General features: G+C 66.8%; 15 protein-coding genes. 7 read left to right on the top strand and 8 right to left on the bottom strand.

What is annotated here, in order from left to right; translation table 11 throughout:
- Together ABZW16_RS05430 and panB are read right to left on the bottom strand one after the other, a co-directional pair.
- Nucleotides 1-408, bottom strand: a 408-nt coding sequence (locus ABZW16_RS05430; protein WP_354952469.1) for a hypothetical protein, incomplete at its 3' end; no start/stop codon positions are given.
- A gap of 7 nt (nucleotides 409-415) precedes the next feature.
- Nucleotides 416-1,273 carry a 3-methyl-2-oxobutanoate hydroxymethyltransferase gene (panB, locus tag ABZW16_RS05425; RefSeq protein WP_354952467.1) on the bottom strand — a complete coding sequence of 286 codons (858 nt, stop codon included), beginning with the start codon at nucleotides 1,271-1,273 and terminating at the stop codon, nucleotides 416-418.
- A 184-nt stretch (nucleotides 1,274-1,457) separates the two neighbouring features.
- Here panB and ABZW16_RS05420 point away from each other — a divergent pair, with 184 nt between their 5' ends.
- The 3 genes from ABZW16_RS05420 to ABZW16_RS05410 all read left to right on the top strand — a co-directional run bounded on the left by ABZW16_RS05420 (nucleotide 1,458) and on the right by ABZW16_RS05410 (nucleotide 7,588).
- Nucleotides 1,458-2,993, top strand: coding sequence for an alpha/beta hydrolase (locus ABZW16_RS05420; RefSeq protein WP_354952465.1), 1,536 nt, complete (start codon nucleotides 1,458-1,460; stop codon nucleotides 2,991-2,993).
- A gap of 137 nt (nucleotides 2,994-3,130) precedes the next feature.
- Nucleotides 3,131-4,471 carry a glutamine synthetase family protein gene (locus ABZW16_RS05415; RefSeq protein WP_354952463.1) on the top strand — a complete coding sequence of 447 codons (1,341 nt, stop codon included), beginning with the start codon at nucleotides 3,131-3,133 and terminating at the stop codon, nucleotides 4,469-4,471.
- 105 nt (nucleotides 4,472-4,576) lie between these two features.
- On the top strand, nucleotides 4,577-7,588 hold the full coding sequence (locus ABZW16_RS05410; protein ID WP_354952461.1) for a bifunctional [glutamine synthetase] adenylyltransferase/[glutamine synthetase]-adenylyl-L-tyrosine phosphorylase: 3,012 nt from the start codon (nucleotides 4,577-4,579) through the stop codon (nucleotides 7,586-7,588).
- A gap of 31 nt (nucleotides 7,589-7,619) precedes the next feature.
- Here ABZW16_RS05410 and ABZW16_RS05405 read toward each other — a convergent pair whose 3' ends face one another.
- Complete coding sequence (locus tag ABZW16_RS05405; RefSeq protein ID WP_354952459.1) at nucleotides 7,620-7,952, bottom strand: helix-turn-helix domain-containing protein; 333 nt, start codon at nucleotides 7,950-7,952, stop codon at nucleotides 7,620-7,622.
- Nucleotides 7,953-8,073: 121 nt separating this feature from the next.
- Here ABZW16_RS05405 and ABZW16_RS05400 point away from each other — a divergent pair, with 121 nt between their 5' ends.
- Nucleotides 8,074-8,412, top strand: coding sequence for a hypothetical protein (locus tag ABZW16_RS05400; RefSeq protein WP_327096773.1), 339 nt, complete (start codon nucleotides 8,074-8,076; stop codon nucleotides 8,410-8,412).
- Nucleotides 8,412-9,053 carry a cysteine hydrolase gene (locus ABZW16_RS05395; protein WP_354952457.1) on the top strand — a complete coding sequence of 214 codons (642 nt, stop codon included), beginning with the start codon at nucleotides 8,412-8,414 and terminating at the stop codon, nucleotides 9,051-9,053. The genes ABZW16_RS05400 and ABZW16_RS05395 overlap by 1 nt, the downstream gene beginning before the upstream one ends.
- Here ABZW16_RS05395 and ABZW16_RS05390 read toward each other — a convergent pair.
- A complete protein-coding gene (locus tag ABZW16_RS05390) occupies nucleotides 9,007-9,399 on the bottom strand; it encodes a hypothetical protein (RefSeq protein ID WP_354952455.1) in 393 nt (130 codons plus the stop codon). The two genes, ABZW16_RS05395 and ABZW16_RS05390, sit on opposite strands and share 47 nt — an antisense overlap.
- Nucleotides 9,400-9,454: 55 nt before the next feature.
- Between ABZW16_RS05390 and ABZW16_RS05385 the strand changes: the two genes are divergently transcribed.
- Nucleotides 9,455-10,399: an endonuclease/exonuclease/phosphatase family protein gene (locus tag ABZW16_RS05385; protein WP_354952453.1), complete on the top strand. Its 945-nt coding sequence runs from the start codon at nucleotides 9,455-9,457 to the stop codon at nucleotides 10,397-10,399.
- Between the two features lie 149 nt (nucleotides 10,400-10,548).
- A complete protein-coding gene (locus tag ABZW16_RS05380) occupies nucleotides 10,549-11,991 on the top strand; it encodes a metallopeptidase (RefSeq protein WP_354952451.1) in 1,443 nt (480 codons plus the stop codon).
- Here ABZW16_RS05380 and ABZW16_RS05375 read toward each other — a convergent pair.
- The 4 genes from ABZW16_RS05375 to ABZW16_RS05360 are packed head-to-tail and all read right to left on the bottom strand — an operon-like array spanning nucleotide 11,988 to nucleotide 16,539.
- A complete protein-coding gene (locus ABZW16_RS05375; protein WP_354952449.1) occupies nucleotides 11,988-12,437 on the bottom strand; it encodes a 6,7-dimethyl-8-ribityllumazine synthase in 450 nt (149 codons plus the stop codon). The genes ABZW16_RS05380 and ABZW16_RS05375 overlap by 4 nt on opposite strands.
- 9 nt (nucleotides 12,438-12,446) lie before the next feature.
- Entirely contained in the window at nucleotides 12,447-13,334 is an 888-nt protein-coding gene (locus ABZW16_RS05370) for a lysophospholipase (RefSeq protein ID WP_354952447.1), read from the bottom strand.
- Entirely contained in the window at nucleotides 13,331-14,881 is a 1,551-nt protein-coding gene (locus tag ABZW16_RS05365; RefSeq protein WP_354952446.1) for a M20/M25/M40 family metallo-hydrolase, read from the bottom strand. Before ABZW16_RS05365 ends, ABZW16_RS05370 begins: the two co-directional genes overlap by 4 nt.
- A complete protein-coding gene (locus tag ABZW16_RS05360; RefSeq protein WP_354952444.1) occupies nucleotides 14,878-16,539 on the bottom strand; it encodes a CocE/NonD family hydrolase in 1,662 nt (553 codons plus the stop codon). Before ABZW16_RS05360 ends, ABZW16_RS05365 begins: the two co-directional genes overlap by 4 nt.
- Between the last annotated feature and the right edge of the window lie 38 nt (nucleotides 16,540-16,577).

The raw sequence follows: 16,577 nt of genomic DNA, 5'->3' as shown, positions 1-16,577 counted from the left end.
ATCATCGATATGGTCGGCCATCGCCAGCTGGAGATCGGCGTAGGAGCGGACCAGTTCGGTCCACACGGCCTCGGAGTCCGGCGCGGTGGTGCCGCCGTCCGGGCTGAGCAGCCAGCCGTGATCCGGCTGCACCGCAATGGGTTCGAGCACACTGCCGGGAAGCAACCGGGACAATGTCTGCAACAGCGGACCTTCGTGTGCGCAGGTGCGCGAGTTGGCCTTCAACCACACCGGACCCGCATCGGTCGGAATGCGGACGATCAGCGACCAGGCGCGCCGTCGCGTTTCCTCCGGTGCGCCAATGATTTTCACACCGCGCGCGGTGAGAATCCCGGTGGCCCAATCGAGCATCGGCCACACGGGCTGGCCGAGCAGGGCCGCGGGTGCGTGCACTGCCCGGCCGGTCATCGTGAACTCAGAAGCTGTGCTCGGGACCGGGGAAGGTCCCGCGTCGCACCTCGTCGGCGTAAGCGGCCGCGGCGGAACGCAGTTCATCGCCGATATTGCCGAAACGCTTGACGAACTTGGCGGTCTTACCCGAGGTGTAGCCCGCCATATCCTGCCAGACCAGCACCTGCGCATCGCATTCCACACCAGCGCCGATGCCGATGGTCGGGATGGTCAGCTTGCGAGTGACCTGTCCGGCCAATTCGGCGGGCACCATCTCCATCACCACGGAGAACGCGCCGGCCTCCTGCACCGCGATGGCATCGGCGATGAGCTGCTCGGCACCGTCGCCGCGCCCCTGCACCCGGAAACCGCCGAGGGTGTTGACGCTCTGCGGGGTGAAGCCGATATGCGCCATGACCGGAATACCGGCCGAGGTGATCAGCGCGATCTGCTCGGCGACCCGCTCACCGCCCTCCAACTTCACCGCGTGCGCACCGCCCTCCTTCATGAACCGGGTGGCGGTGGCCAGGGCCTGCTGCGGCGAGGTCTCGTAGGTGCCGAACGGCAGATCGGCCACCACCAGCGCGTGCGGTGCGCCGCGGACCACACCGCGGACCAGCGGAATGAGCTCGTCGACGGTGATCGGCACGGTGGTGTCGTAGCCATAGACGACATTGGCCGCGGAGTCGCCGACCAGCAGTACCGGAATTCCGGCCTCTTCGAAGATGCGCGCGGAAGAAAAGTCGTAGGCGGTGAGCATCGACCAGCGTTCGCCTTCGGCCTTCATCTGCTGCAGATGATGCACCCGCGTCTTGCGCTTGGCCGCCTTGGCAGTGGCCGGGGCAGCGCCGTAGGCAGGGGTTTCCGAATCGGATACGGACATCATCGTCCCTTTCGTGGTTGTCGCCTCGAGGCCCGTGCGGGTCCCCGGGTTTGTATGACGAATTCAGTCTGCCACCCGCGTGATCGCGGCTTAAGGGCGTTAACGGTGCATTTGGTCACAGCTGTGCCCGTGTAGTCGGACGACCCGGAGTCGGAGCGCGCCCGGTGGTGGCAGGATCTTTGCTATGTCTTTGGTGCGGAGTGGGCGCGGTGTGCTGATCGCGGTGGCGTTGACGGTGGTGGCGGTCGGGTGCGCGGCCTCGAAGGACGAGCCGGGCCAGCCGTTGCCCGCACCGCCCGCAGGCCTGGAAAAGTTCTACAGCCAGACCGTGAACTGGGGTTCCTGCGACGACTTCGGCTCCGCGGACGACCGCCCCGCGCCGAAGGCCGAGTGCGCGCGCATCAATGTGCCCGTCGATTACGCCAAGCCCGACGGTGCGACCGCATCGCTGGCGCTGGCTCGAATCCCGGCCAGCGGCCAGCGAATCGGCTCGCTGCTGCTCAATCCGGGCGGGCCCGGGGTATCGGGCCTTTCGATATCGGGTATCGCGGGCAAGACACCCTTGGCCGAGCGCTTCGACCGAGTCGGCTTCGATCCGCGCGGGGTCGGCTCCTCGACTCCGAGCATCGCCTGTCTGACCCCGCAGCAGAACGACGCGGAACGGGCCGAACTGCCGACCGACAACACCCCGGAGGGCATCGCCAAGGCCGAGGACGAGAACCGGCAGTTCGTCGGCCACTGTGTGGAGCGCACCGGCACGGAGCTTCTGTCCCATGTCGGCACCCGCGAGGTGGTGCAGGATATGGACGTCATCCGGGCGGTGCTCGGTGATCCGAAACTCACCTATCTGGGGTACTCCTACGGCACCAAACTCGGCTCGGCCTACGCCGAGAAGTTCCCGAACAATGTGCGCGCGCTGGTCCTCGACGGCGCGGTGGACTCCTCGCAGGATCCGGTGCAGGAATCGCTGCGGCAGGCGGCCGGATTCCAGCAGGCCTTCGACGCCTATGCCACCGACTGCGCCAAGCAGGCGGACTGCCCGCTCGGCACCGATCCGGCCCAGGCGGTCGCGAAGTTCCGCGCGCTGGTGAATCCGCTGGAGACCAAATCCGCCTCGACCGCCGATCCGCGCGGGCTCAGCTACAGCGATGCCATCACCGGGGTGCAGCAGGCGCTCTACTCCGACGATTACTGGCGGGTGCTCACCCTCGGTCTGTCCGAATTGCGCAACGGGCGCGGCGACACGCTGTTGAAGCTCGCCGATCTGTACGACGGCCGCCGCGAGGACGGCTCCTACGACAACACGCAGGAGGCCTTCAACGCGATCCGCTGTGTCGATGATCCGCGCATCGACGATCGCGCGGTGGCGAGCCGTCAGGACGCCGAATACCGGAAGGCGGCGCCGTTCCTGGACGACGGCCGCGGCACCGGTGCGGTACCGCTGGAACTGTGCGCCATCTGGCCGGTGCCGAATACCAGCACACCGCACAAGGTCTCGGCACCCGGTCTGCCGAAGACGGTGGTGGTGTCGACCACCGAGGATCCGGCGACGCCGTATCAGGCCGGTGTCGACCTGGCCAACCAGCTGGGCGCCGCGTTGATCACCTATCAGGGCACCAGACACACCGCGGCATTGGTCGCGGGCAATCAGTGTCTGGACGACGCGGTGATCGCCTACCTGACCGATCTGACGATTCCGACGGCCGGTCTGACCTGCTGATTTCGCGCACCGTGCCCATTGTTGCCGCGCTCACGACGCGATCTTGGGCACGGTGCGATTCATTTCGAATGATGGGATTGCAATCCCTAAGCGTGTATGTAACACGGATTTAACGCCAGATGCTTACGCTCGGCGACATGGATCGCCAGAAGGAATTCGTGCTGCGGACGCTCGAAGAACGGGATATCCGCTTCGTGCGTCTCTGGTTCACCGATGTGCTGGGTTATCTGAAGTCCGTTGCCATCGCACCGGCGGAGCTGGAGGGTGCCTTCGAAGAGGGCATCGGCTTCGACGGCTCGGCCATCGAGGGGTTCGCCCGCGTATCCGAGGCCGATATGGTGGCGCGGCCGGATCCGTCCACCTTCCAGGTGCTGCCGTGGGCAACGAGCAAGGGCCACCAGCACTCCGCGCGCATGTTCTGCGATATCACCATGCCCGACGGTTCGCCGTCCTGGGCCGATCCGCGCCATGTGCTGCGGCGTCAGCTCAACAAGGCCGGTGACGTCGGCTTCAGCTGCTACGTCCATCCCGAGATCGAGTTCTTCCTCCTGGAGAACGGCCCGCAGGACGGCTCCATGCCGACCCCGGCCGATACCGGCGGGTTCTTCGACCAGGCCGTGCACGACTCCGCGCCCAACTTCCGCCGCCACGCCATCGACGCGCTGGAGTCGATGGGCATCTCGGTGGAGTTCAGCCACCACGAGGGCGCGCCGGGTCAGCAGGAGATCGACCTGCGCTACGCCGATGCGCTGTCCATGGCCGACAACGTGATGACCTTCCGCTACCTGATCAAGGAAGTGGCCATCGACGAGGGCGTGCGCGCGACCTTCATGCCCAAGCCGTTCGCCCAGTACCCGGGCTCGGCCATGCACACCCATATGAGCCTGTTCGAGGGTGAGGCCAACGCCTTCCACGATCCGGACGACCCGATCAACCTCTCGGAGACCGCGCGGGCGTTCATCGCGGGCATTCTCGAACACGCTCCGGAGATCAGCGCGATCACCAACCAGTGGGTGAACTCCTACAAGCGGCTCATCCACGGCGGTGAGGCGCCGACCGCCGCCTCCTGGGGCCGGTCCAACCGCTCCGCGCTGGTGCGCGTGCCGATGTACACCCCGAACAAGGCGTCCTCGCGCCGGGTCGAGATCCGCAGCCCAGATTCGGCCTGCAACCCCTACCTGACCTTCGCGGTGCTGCTCGCCGCCGGTCTGCGCGGCATCGAGAAGGGCTACACGCTGCCGCCGGAGGCCGAGGACGATGTGTGGTCGCTGACCGCCGCCGAACGGCGCGCCATGGGCTTCCGCGAGCTGCCCGGCACCCTCGACGAGGCGCTGCAGGCGATGGAGCGTTCGGAGCTGGTCGCCGAGACGCTCGGCGAGCATGTGTTCGACTTCTTCCTGCGCAATAAGCGCCGGGAGTGGGCGGACTACCGCAGCCAGGTGACGCCGTACGAGCTCAAGGAGTATCTCGGCCTGTAGGAGTACCTCCTCCGGTAGGCGCTGAAACCGGCATCGTCGGCTACGTTTACGAATCTTTCCACCGTCCTTTGTGGAAACGGATGATCGGGCAACTAAGTTGGACTTATGGTCCGGCCGCCCTCTGCTCGTTCAGCTGTCCCCGGTGTCGGTCGGCTCGGCTTACTCGAGCCGACCGCCGCCGCCTCGTTACGAGAGTTGGCGTGGGACAATATCGACAGCATTCCGGTGCTGTGGGCGCTGTCCCGTGCGCCGGATGCCGATCTCGCGCTGCTGACGCTGACGCGGCTGCGGGCCGCGCTCGGCGACGGGTGGCCCGAGCTGGATGCCGCGCTGCGAAGCGATAATGCGTTGCGCGGCCGGCTTTTCGCGCTGATCGGATCGTCGAGTGCCTTCTCCGATCATCTGGTCGCCGATCCCGCCGCATGGCGAATTCTGCGGCGGGACAAGCTACCCGCGCGCGAGGAGTTGATCGCGGATCTGCTGGCCTCGGTGCGGGCCGTGCCCGCGCAGAGTCCGAATCCGGATGCGCTGCTGTACTCGGCCGAAGTCTCCGGTCCGGAGGCAATCCCGCTGCTGCGCAAGCGATATCGCGATCAGCTCATGCTGCTGGCCGCACTGGATCTGGCGGCCACCGTCGAGAACGAACCGGTGCTGCCGTATCAGGTGGTCGGCCGCCATCTCACCGATCTCGCCGATGCCGCGTTGACCGCCGCCCTCGCGGTGGCGGTGGCGCGGGTCTGCAAGGACGCGCCGGTTCCGGTGCGACTGGCCGTGATCGCCATGGGTAAGAGCGGTGCGCGCGAACTCAACTATGTCAGCGATGTCGACGTAGTCTTCGTCGCCGAACCCGCCGATGCCACCGCCACCCGATTGGCCGCCGAGCTGATGACCGTGGGCAGCGCGGCATTCTTCGAGGTCGATGCGGCACTGCGGCCTGAGGGTAAGGCGGGCGCGCTGGTACGCACCCTGGACTCGCACATTGCCTACTACAAGCGGTGGGCCAGGACCTGGGAGTTCCAGGCACTGCTCAAGGCCCGGCCGATGACCGGCGATCTGGCGCTGGGCGAGCGGTACCGCGCCGCCCTGATGCCGATGGTGTGGACCGCGTCCGAACGCCCCGATTTCGTCGCCGATGTGCAGGCTATGCGGCGCCGGGTGGAGAATCTGGTCCCCGCCGATCTGCGTGAACGCGAACTCAAACTCGGCCACGGCAGCCTGCGCGATGTCGAATTCGCCGTGCAGCTGCTGCAATTGGTGCACGGACGGGTGGATGAGACCCTGCACGTGCAGGGCACCGTCGAGGCGCTGACGGCCTTGGCCGCAGGCGGTTACATCGGCCGCGACGACGCCGCGAATCTCACGGCCTCGTATGAATTCCTGCGACTGCTCGAGCACCGGCTGCAATTGCAGCGGCTCAAGCGCACCCACACCCTGCCCGCCGCCGATGACGAGGAGGGCATGCGCTGGCTGGCCCGCGCCGCCCATATCCGGCCCGACGGCCGACAGGACGCGGTGGGTGTGCTCGGCACTGAGATTCGGCGTAATGCGGTGCGGGTGCGGCGATTACACGCCAAACTCTTCTATCGGCCGCTGCTCGAATCGGTGGTCAAGATGGAGCCCGCCGCGCTGCGGCTGAGCCCGGACGCGGCGATCCGGCAGCTGGCGGCGCTGGGTTATGCGGCCCCGGAAAACGCACTGGGACATCTGAAGGGGCTCACCGGCGGGGTGTCACGCAAGGGCCGGATTCAGGCGCTGCTGTTGCCGACGCTGCTCGAATGGCTCGGGGACACCCCGAATCCCGATGCCGGACTGCTCGCCTACCGGCGGGTGTCGGAGGGGCTCGACGACCAGATCTGGTTCCTGCGCGAATTGCGCGATGAGGGCGCGATCGCGCAGCGGTTGATGATCGTGCTCGGCTCCTCGGAATATCTGCCGGATCTGCTGATCAATGCGCCGGACACGATCCGGATGTACGCCGACGGCCCCGGCGGGCCGCTGCTGCTCAGCCCGCAACCGGAAGATGTCGCGCGCGGGATCCTGACCGCGTCGGCACGCTACGACGATCCGAAACGTGCAGTGGCGGCGGCTCGTTCGCTGCGCCGACACGAATTGGCGCGGGTCGCCTCCGCCGATCTGCTCGGCATGCTGGACGTGCCGCAGGTGTGCCGGGCGCTGTCCGCGGTCTGGGTCGCGGTGCTGGAGGCCGCACTGCGCGCGGTGGTTCGGGCCAGTGAGGCCGAACTCGGCGCACCGGCACCGGCCGATATCGCGGTGATCGGCATGGGCCGTCTCGGCGGTATGGAACTGGGCTACGGTTCCGACGCCGATGTGCTGTTCGTCTGTGATCCGCGGCCCGGCCAGGACGAGACCAAGGCCGTGAAATGGGCGATCGGCATTGCGGAAAAGGTGCAGCGGTTGCTCGGCGCGCCGAGCACCGACCCGCCGCTGCAGGTCGATGCCGGATTGCGGCCGGAGGGGCGCAACGGGGCGCTGGTGCGCACGCTGGCCGCCTACGCCGCCTACTACCAGCAGTGGGCCCAGCCGTGGGAGGTACAGGCGCTGCTGCGCGCCCATCAGGTGGCCGGAGATCAGGACCTCGGTGTCCGGTTCCTGCACATCATCGACAAGGTGCGTTATCCGGATGGCGGGGTGTCGGCGGAGGCGGTGCGCGAGATCCGCCGGATCAAGGCCCGGGTGGACGCCGAACGCCTGCCGCGCGGTGCGAACCCGGCGACCCACACCAAACTCGGTCGCGGCGGCCTTGCCGATATCGAATGGACCGTGCAGCTGATGCAGCTGCGCTACGCCCACGATGTGCTCGGCCTGCACAACACCTCGACGCTGCAATCGCTGGATGTCATTCAGGAAACCAAATTGCTTGCGGCCGAGGATGTTTCGTTGCTGCGCGAGGCCTGGCTCACGGCCACCAAGGCGCGCAACGCCCTGGTGCTGGTGCGCGGTAAGCCCGCCGATCAACTCCCTGGCCCGGGCCGTCTACTATCGGCCGTCGCGCGCGTGGCGGGCTGGCCCAATGATGACGGCAGCGAGTTCCTCGACAACTACATGCGCGTGACCAGGCGTGCAAAAGCGGTGGTGGAGCGCGTCTTCGGCGGCTGACTCCGCAGCCGAATTCGACGGCTGCCGGCGTTCAGGGCAGGGTGATGCCGACGCGGTCGGCGCGCTTCTGCCCCCATTCGTAGAGGGCGGTGAGGACCGGGACCAAACTCCAGCCCTCCTCGGTCAGGTCGTATTCGACCTGGGGCGGCACGGTGTCGAAGATGGTGCGGCGGATCAGTCCGTCGGTCTCCAGATCGCGCAGCTGCTGGACGAGCATCTTCTCGCTGGTGCTCGGCATCAGGCGGCGGAGTTCGCCGTAGCGGCGCACACCCTCCTTGAGATGGGCCAGGATGACCGGCTTCCACTTGCCGTCGATGAGGTCGACGGTCACCTCCACCGCGCAGTAGTAGCGTTTGTCCGGCATTGCTCGCCTCCCGGTACTCACCAAAAAGTGCGTTCTTGTAACACTGTAATCATCGGGCTTTCATGGAACTCGTCCTGCGGCGCGGCCGCACCACATTCTGCAGACATGGAGCGCGATTCCCATGAAAGTCATTGTTTTCGACAGCTTCAAGCCCGGCGTGACGATGGAGACCATCACCCCGTATCTCCCCGAAGAGGTCGCCAATGTGTGGCGGCTGTGGAAGGCGGGCATCGTCCGCGAGAACTACGCGCGCGCCGATGAGCCCGGCGTGGTGATCGTCTTCGAGGTCGACAGCGTCGAGGAGGCCAAACGCTACGTCGCCGATTTCCCGCTGACCAAGGCCGGGCATCTGGAATGGACCTATGTTCCGGTGCAGGCGCCGCTGCCGCTCGAGGCGCTGATGGATCCGTCCGTCGATGTCGCCGAGCCCTACGACCGGACGAAGGTGGGGTCGGCCTGATGCAATACGCGTACGGCCTCAGCATTCCGCAGACCCTCGCGGATGCCTGCGACCCGACCATGATGGCGCTGATCATCTACGACATGCAGGTCGGCATCGTGCGGCAGTTGCCCGACGGCGACAAGATCGTCGAAGCCTGCCGGCAACTGCGGGATGCGGCGCGGGAGAACGGATTTCGCGTCTTCTACACCCGGCACATGTCGCTGCCGCCCGCGGCCTCCGGTGTCTCGCAACTGCGCACGGCCATGGAGTGGCAGCGGGTCGACAATCCGAACGAGGTGCACTCCAGCTTTCCGCAAGGCTCGCCCCAGTACGAGCTCGTCCCCGAGTTGACGCCGGGGCCGAACGAGGTGGTCATCGACAAGATCACCATGTCGGCCTTCGCGGCCACCCCGCTGGATTTCGCGTTGCGCGACTTGGGTATCGACACCTACGCCATTGCGGGCATTGCCCTGGAGGTCGGCATCGAACCCACCGTCCGGCACAGCCTGGACCTCGGCTACCTGCCCATCCTGGTGACCGACGCGTGCGGCGCGGGGCACCCCGCCGCGGCCGAACGCTCCTTGGCCACACTGGCTTTCGCGGGTGGCTCGCTCACCACGGACGCCGCCGCCCTCGCCGAGCAGATGAACCGCCACTGAGCGCGAGCCGCACCGGACCGACCGCGGTCAGCACCTGAAAGCGCCGCACGAATGCGCGCAGTGCCATGCGGTCCTCATCGTCGGGCGGGCGGTACCCCCGCTCGGCGGTGACGGATACGGTGCTCCCGTTGCGCACCCGCAACTGGTCCCAACACACCGGCAGCACCGGCGCGTGCACACTGTGCCCATTGCACGTCACCGTGATCCGTGAGGTGAACCGGCCCGCGGTATGCGCAAGATCCTCAGCGGCGTCGGCGGTCAGCACCCCGGTCGCCGTGAACTCCTCGACATACATCGCGACCACCTCACTCTCTGCTGGCGAGTGTACGAGGGGCACGGCGTCCACGGAATCTCCACAATCGGCGCACCTCGTCTCCACAGCCGCCGGTTAGGGTCGGAGCATGCGTAAATGGGTGGACCGGGTGCTGCTCGGGCTGGGGTGGTGCGCCCTCGGGGCGGGAGTTCTCGGGATCGTATTGCATTTCGGAACGTGGCGACGGCAGGTCTCGGTGCTGTTGGCGGCGGGGGCGTCGTATTTGATGCTCGGTGCGGTGCTGGGGCTGGTGTTGCTGCTGATCGCGCGGGGGTGGAAGAGTGCGGCGGCGGCCGGGGTGATCGTGGCGGCGGTGTTGTGGACGCAGGTCCCGATGTTCGTGCCGGAGGGGCGGGCGGCCAGTGGGCCGGAAGTTTCGGTCATGCAGTCGAATCTGCTGTTAGGGGAGGCGGATGCGGCGGCGGTGGTTCGGGCAGTGCGGGACAACCGCGTCGAGGTGCTCACCGTCGACGAGCTGACATCGGAGGTCGCACAGCGACTCGCAGCGGCCGGAATCGAGGAGTTGCTGCCACATCAGTTCCTGCAGCCCCGTGGCCTCGCCAACGGTACCGGGATCTACAGCCGATATCCGTTACGGGACACCAAGAAATACGACGACTTCTGGATGAACAATCTGTCCGCCACCATGGAGCATCCACAGCGCGGGCCGGTCGCGGTGTTCGCATTCCATCCGGTCCCGCCGTCGGTCGACTTCGCGGTGTGGAGTTCGGAGCTCGACCGGATTCGCGAAATATTGGACGCGCAACAGGGTCCCGCGATCGTCGGTGCGGATTTCAATGCCACACGCGATCATTCGGCATTCCGTGATCTGCTGCGCGGACGATTCGTCGCGGCGGCGGATCAGGCGGGGGCCGGGCCGCTGCTCACCTATCCGGCCGACCGCCGGTGGGGGCCGGTGATCGGCATCGACCACATCCTGGTCGCCGACGGCACGGCAGCGCAGGTCCGCTCGCTCACCATTCCCGGATCGGATCACCGCGCGATACTGGCCCAGGTGCAGTTGAACGCCTGACGGAGCGAATGCGCCCAGACGTATACGCACGCAGCGGTTTCTGCGATTACCATGTGATCGCTCGACGGGCAGGCGGATGCGTCGCCGATGCCATCGGGTCAGGGGCCGCTGAGGACGGGCCCGCGGTGAGTTCGGGGAGGAAAGACCTGATGAGGACTAGACGGCTGCGGTTCGGGGTGGTCGCGGCAGCGCTGCTGGTCGGCGCCGCGCTGGCCGGATGCGACAGCAAGGCGGGCCAGCCGGGGGCGAGCGCGGTGACCGCGGACAATCCGTGGAATGTCACCGGCGCGGTCTCCAACAACGGTCCGAGCGGCCCGCGCAAGGGTGTGCCGGATGCCGCGCTCACCGCGGAGAACGGTGACGGTGGTGCGGTCGACAAACTCGCCCTCAACACCATCGCCGATCTAGAGGATTTCTGGAAGACCGAGTACGGCAAGAACTTTCCCGGCACCTTCAAGCCGGTGAGCCGGTATATCTCCTGGAATGCCAAGGCACCCAGGGAGCAGGCGGTCACGTTCTGCAAATCCAGCACCTATCACCTGGTCAATGCCGCCTACTGCAGTCTGGACCACACCATCGGCTGGGATCGCGGCGTGCTGCTGCCGCTGCTGCAGGATAAGTACAGCGATATGGCGGTCGTGATGGTGCTCGCGCACGAGTACGGTCACTCCATCCAGGGGCAGGCCAAGATCGCCGGATTCTTCAGCGGGGCGCTGGTGCAGGAACAGCAGGCCGACTGCCTGGCCGGAGTCTTCCTTCGGCATGTGGCGGAAGGGAATTCGGCGCATTTCACGCTGAATATGACCGACGGGCTCAACGCGGTGCTCGGCGCGACCATCGCCGTGCGCGATACTGATCCGGACAACCCGAAGAATGTGCACGGTTCCGCCTTCGAGCGGACGACCGCGGTGCAGATCGGCTACACCGACGGTGCGCAGGGCTGCAAGAAGATCAGCAAAAAGGAGATCGAGCAGCGCAGGGGCACCCTCCCCACGACATACGAGGACGGCGAACAGGATGCCCAGCTTCCGGTCGACGTGCCCTCGCTGACCAGCCTGAGCCAGGCGCTGGCGAAGATCTTCCCGCTGCACCAGGCGCCGCAGTACGACTACACCGGGATCGTCAAGAACTGCGCCACGGTGACCGCCACCGAGCCGGTCTCCTACTGCCCGAGTTCGAACAAGATCGGCACCGATGTGCCGGAACTCGCCAAACGCGGCGGGAAGATGAAGGGCGATGACGGACCGCTCTCGGCGGTGGTGGACGGCGATTACAACGCCTTCGCCGTCTTCATCTCCCGCTATGTGCTCGCGGTGCAGCAGGAACGCAAGCTCTCGATCACCGGAGCCGAAACCGCCGGACTGCGCACCGCATGTCTGACCGGAGTCGTGACGACCAAGTTGAGCGAGCCCGGCAGCGATCCGCGACTATCGGCCAATGACCTCGACGAGGCGGTTTCCGGACTGCTCGCCGACGGTCTGGTCGCCAGCGATGTGGACGGCAAGGTGGTGGCGAGCGGCTTCCAGCGGTTGGAGGCGTTCCGCACCGGTGTCCTCGACGGCGAGCAGACCTGTCTGACGAACTACCGCTAGTTCACCGGCAGCGAGCGCAGGGAGCTGAGCGTGGTCGCCAACGCGCGGGCCGTCTCGGCTCCCTTCGTCACGAAGTGCTCGGTGAAGAAGGTGACGTGCTCACTGTGCTCATGGAAGTGATGCGGGGTGAGCACCACCGAGAACACCGGCACATCGGTATCGAGCTGCACCCGCATCAGACCGTCGATCACCGCGGACGCGACGAAATCGTGCCGGTAGATGCCGCCGTCGACGACCAGCGCGGCCGCGACGATCGCCGAGTACTCGCCGCTGTTCGCCAATCGCTTGGCGTGCAGCGGGATCTCGAATGCGCCGGGCACCTCGAAGACGTCGACGGTGGTCGGGTCGAAGCCGAGCCCGGCGTATTCGGCGGTGAAGCCCTCATACGCTTTACCGACGATGGAGCTGTGCCAGGTGGCGCGAATGAATGCGACTCTGTTTCCCATCGCCCGAGCCTACTTGCCCGTATCGGCTGTGATATGTGCCTCCAGCCACTCCACCACGTCGGAGAGCACCTTGTCCTGTTCGGGTTCGTTGAAGACCTCGTGGTAGAGACCCTCGTAGCGGATCACCGTGAGATCCTTGGCAGCCGCGGAACGCTCGATCAGGTCGGTGCTCGACGGTGCCGCGATGGCGTCGGCGGTGCCGTGCAGCACCAGCAGCGGCACGGTCAGCTTGTCCAAGCGGTTCTTGACGAACTCGGTGGCGTTCAGCATCTCCATGCCGGTGCGGGCCGGGAGTTTGCCGCGGAAGACCAGCGGATCGTTGTCGTAGGCGCGAATCACCTCGGGATCGCGGCTGATCATCGACGAATCCAGTTTCAGCACACCGAAATTCGGGGCGAACCGGGACAGCAGCGGACCGAGCAGGCGCTGTAGCGGATTGCCGACGGCGATATCCAGCGGCGGCGCCGAGACCACGATGCCATCGACATCGATCGGTGCGCGGGTGGCCAGATACAGCGTGATCAGGCTGCCCATCGAATGCGCGACCAGGAACCGCGGCACATCCGGATGTTCGCGCTCGGCGATCTTCAGCATCTCCGCGACATTGTCGGCGGCACCCGACATCGAGTCGATATTGGCGTTGCTGCCCGCGGACTTGCCGTGGCCGAGGTGGTCGAGTGCGTAGACTGCGAAACCGCTGTCCGCCAAGCGCTTTCCGACATGGGCATAGCGGCCCGAATGCTCGGCGACGCCGTGTACGAGCACGATCACCGCGCGCGCCGAGGTCTCGGGAAGCCATGCGCGCCAAGCGATCCGGCTGCCGATGCCGTCGAATTCGCCGGTCGCGGTGGCCGGTCCCGGCTCGGCGGACTCGCTGGCCTTCGGATCGGTTGTCATGCATCGGCTCCTGGGGTCGGTGGCGGCGCAGCAAGCTGATCGATCAGCCGCCGGTTGAACTCGATGAGCCGAGCGTAGTTCACCAGCGAGATGCGCTCGTCGGTTCCGTGGATCGTTTCCACATCGGCCTGGGTCAGCACGATGGGCGCGAAGTTGCACCGAGTCGCCGCAAGGTCGTCGTAATGTCGCGAATCGGTGGCGCCGGGGACGATTCCGCTGGTCACGGCGATACCGGGGACGACGGCCTGGGCGAGGTCGGCGATCAGGCCGAAGGCGGGGCCGGGCGGGCGGTCCGCGGACGGCTCCGAGGTCATGCCGACGAGTTCGATCCGCACGCCCGCGTCACGCACCACCTTGCGGCAGTGTTCGAGCACCGCCGCAACCGAATCGCCGGGCAGGATTCGGAAATTCACCAGGGCCTCGGCCTGCTGCGGCAGCACATTGGGTTTGACGCCGCCGCGGATGACCGTCGGCGCGGTCGTCGTGCGCACCAGTGCCTCCGTCTGGGGACGGGCCGCGAGCATCCGGGTGATCACGGGGGCGGCCAGCCGGGCGAAGCCGAGCAGGTGGCGGCGATAGTCCGGCACGACCCGGCGCAGTCGCGCGACCATGTCCGCCACCACCGGCGTCATGCGCAACGGCATCGGGTGGTCTTGGATCCGGCCGACCGCGCGCGCGATCCGGCCGACCGCGGTCTGCGCACCGGGCATGGACGAATGCCCGCCCACCGCCGATACCGAAAGCCGAACGGTCGCATAGCCTTTCTCGCCGATCATGATCGAGGCGACCAGCCGGTCGACACCGTCGGCGACGCCGTCGAGAATTACCCCGCCCTCATCGAGCAACAGATCCGCGCGCACACCGGATTCGCGCAGCCAGTGCGCCATCCGGACCGCACCGTCATCCCCGAACACCTCTTCGTCGTGCCCGAAGGCCAGGTAGATGGTGTGCTGCGGTCGAAGTCCCGCCGCGAGCGCGGATTCGACCGCCTCCAGAATGGCGATCAGCCGACTCTTGTCATCGATCGCCCCACGGCCCCAGATGAATTCGTCGTCCACCACGCCCGCGAACGGCGGGTGCGTCCACCGCCGTGGCTCATCGACCGGCACCACGTCCTGATGTGCGAGCAGAATCGCCGACACCTGCTCCGGCTCGACGCCCGGCCAGCGGTACAGCCGGCTGTGCCCGAACCGTCGCAGCTCCAGTTCGGCGTGCACCAGTGGGAACGACCGCTCGAGGTGTGCAGCGAGACGAATGAATTCGGCGTCGCTGTCGGGGGTGTCGCGCCGCTCGGCGGACGCCTCGGGCTCGGCATCGCGCCGCGCGACGGATTCGGCGGACACGGCGCCGTTGCGCGCGGTGTCGGCCGGTTCGCCCGACGCGGCACCCGCCTGTCCTTCGGACCCGGCACCCTGGTGCGTTATCGACGCGATATCCGGCGGCTCATGCGAAATCGTCGCGCATCGCAGGGCGTAGGCGAGGCGTTCGGCGATCTGGGCGTCGACCACCGCGGCGGTCGGGCGGGTCTGCGCGGCGCTACCTGTCATCGAGGGCCGGACGCGTTCGGCAAATTCATGGGCATCTCTGCATTCTTCAACACATCGGCGCCGAGGGTGCGAACCTTCTGGTCGCGCCATTTCGCCCAGGCCTCACTGGTACCGCCGGTGAGGTCGGGGGTGCGCGGGGTGGTGAGCAGCGGCAGCTCCAAGCGGGCCGCGAGCACGGTGACCTGGCTATTGGCGGCGGCATGGGACCAGACATCGTCGATGACGTCGGTAATGCGGACACCGAGGCGGTCTCCGGCGCGCATGGGCCAGTCCTGGGCCAGGAGTCTGATGTCGGCGGTGTCGGCGACCGGGGCTATGCCACGGGTGATGACCGTGGCGCGGCCGTCGGGCGCGATATCGAACAGTTCGACCGCGACCGTCGCAGCGGACGGACCGGACAGCCGCAGCGCTGCCGTCGGGATGCCGGAGATGTGCTGGTCGGTGGTCAGCGGTTCGGAGATGGACCAGATTTCACGGTCGGGTCCGGGGAGCAGGCCGCGGTCGGTGTAGACACCGGTCCGCAGGTCGATCGGGACCCGGCGGGCATCCGCGGGCGGCCAGGCGGTCTCGGAGCGCCAGCCACCGTCGAACTGGCCGACGGTGATGCGTGGCCCCGGCACGTCGACATTGCGACCGGCGACGTGCTTGTCGAAGAAGGCGAGTAGTTCGGTATCGAAATCCGGTGTGCCGCATTTGCTCTCACAGTCGCTGTGGCCCCATTCACCGAAGAACGCCCGGTGATCGCCCGGGCCGAGCGCGTTCCAGACGTCGAACACCCGATAGGCGCGGGTGTTGTAGTCGAGGAAGCCCTGGCCGAGGAACAGCGGAATCGTATTGCCGCGCAACTGTTCCACCAGATCGCGTGCGCGCCAGAATGCGGTGCCACCATCGTGATTCGTGGTGTTCGCCGCGAATTGCGCGTAGCACTCGGGGGATATCTGGACCGCATTGGACTGGTATTCGGGAGAGTCGTCGGGGCGGCCCGGTGTGGAGGCGATGAGCAGATGCTCCATACCCGTCATATCCGAGGGCCGAATGCCCTGCTCGGTCACCGGCTTACCGGAGAACTTCCAGGAAACGCCCTGCATGTACACATAGGAATACGGGTCGACAACCGGTCCGAACGATACGACGGCGGCCAGGCCCGCTGGTTTGGCTGCCAAGCCCATCATCCCGGTCCAGCCCTCATAGGAGGTGCCGATCATGCCCACCCGGCCGGTCGACCATGGTTGCTCCGCCGCCCACGTCACGGCGGTGGCCACATCCGAACGTTCGCCCGGCCCGCCGAAATCCGGGCAGCCGGAGGAGCCGCCGTATCCGCGCAGGTCGACAATGACGTACGTATAGCCCGCGTTCAGGAACATCGCCACATGCAGGTCGTCGGTGGACGGACCGCCCTCCAGCCGCGGCATGCTCAGATAGGCGGCATGCGAGCGATACGGGCTGACGGTGAGCACCACCGGCGTGCGAGTGTCCTCGGCCACGCCCTCCGGCCGCAGGATATCGGCGTGCAGCCGGGTGCCGTCAGCGGCAGTGATATAGCTCTGCGACCACTGATATGGCACGCCGACCGGCTCTGCCGCCGTCACCGGCGCCGATATCCCGAGTATCAGCAAAACCCCGGCCAACCCACGCCACAACACCGAACCCACAGTCACCCGAGAACTATCGACCGCTGCTGGTCGATAGTCCAGCC

This window comes from Nocardia sp. NPDC004604 (genome assembly GCF_040609795.1).
Lineage (GTDB): Bacteria > Actinomycetota > Actinomycetes > Mycobacteriales > Mycobacteriaceae > Nocardia.
The sequence above is the reverse complement of the archived record's forward strand: the minus strand, read 5'-3'. Positions and strand labels throughout refer to the sequence as shown.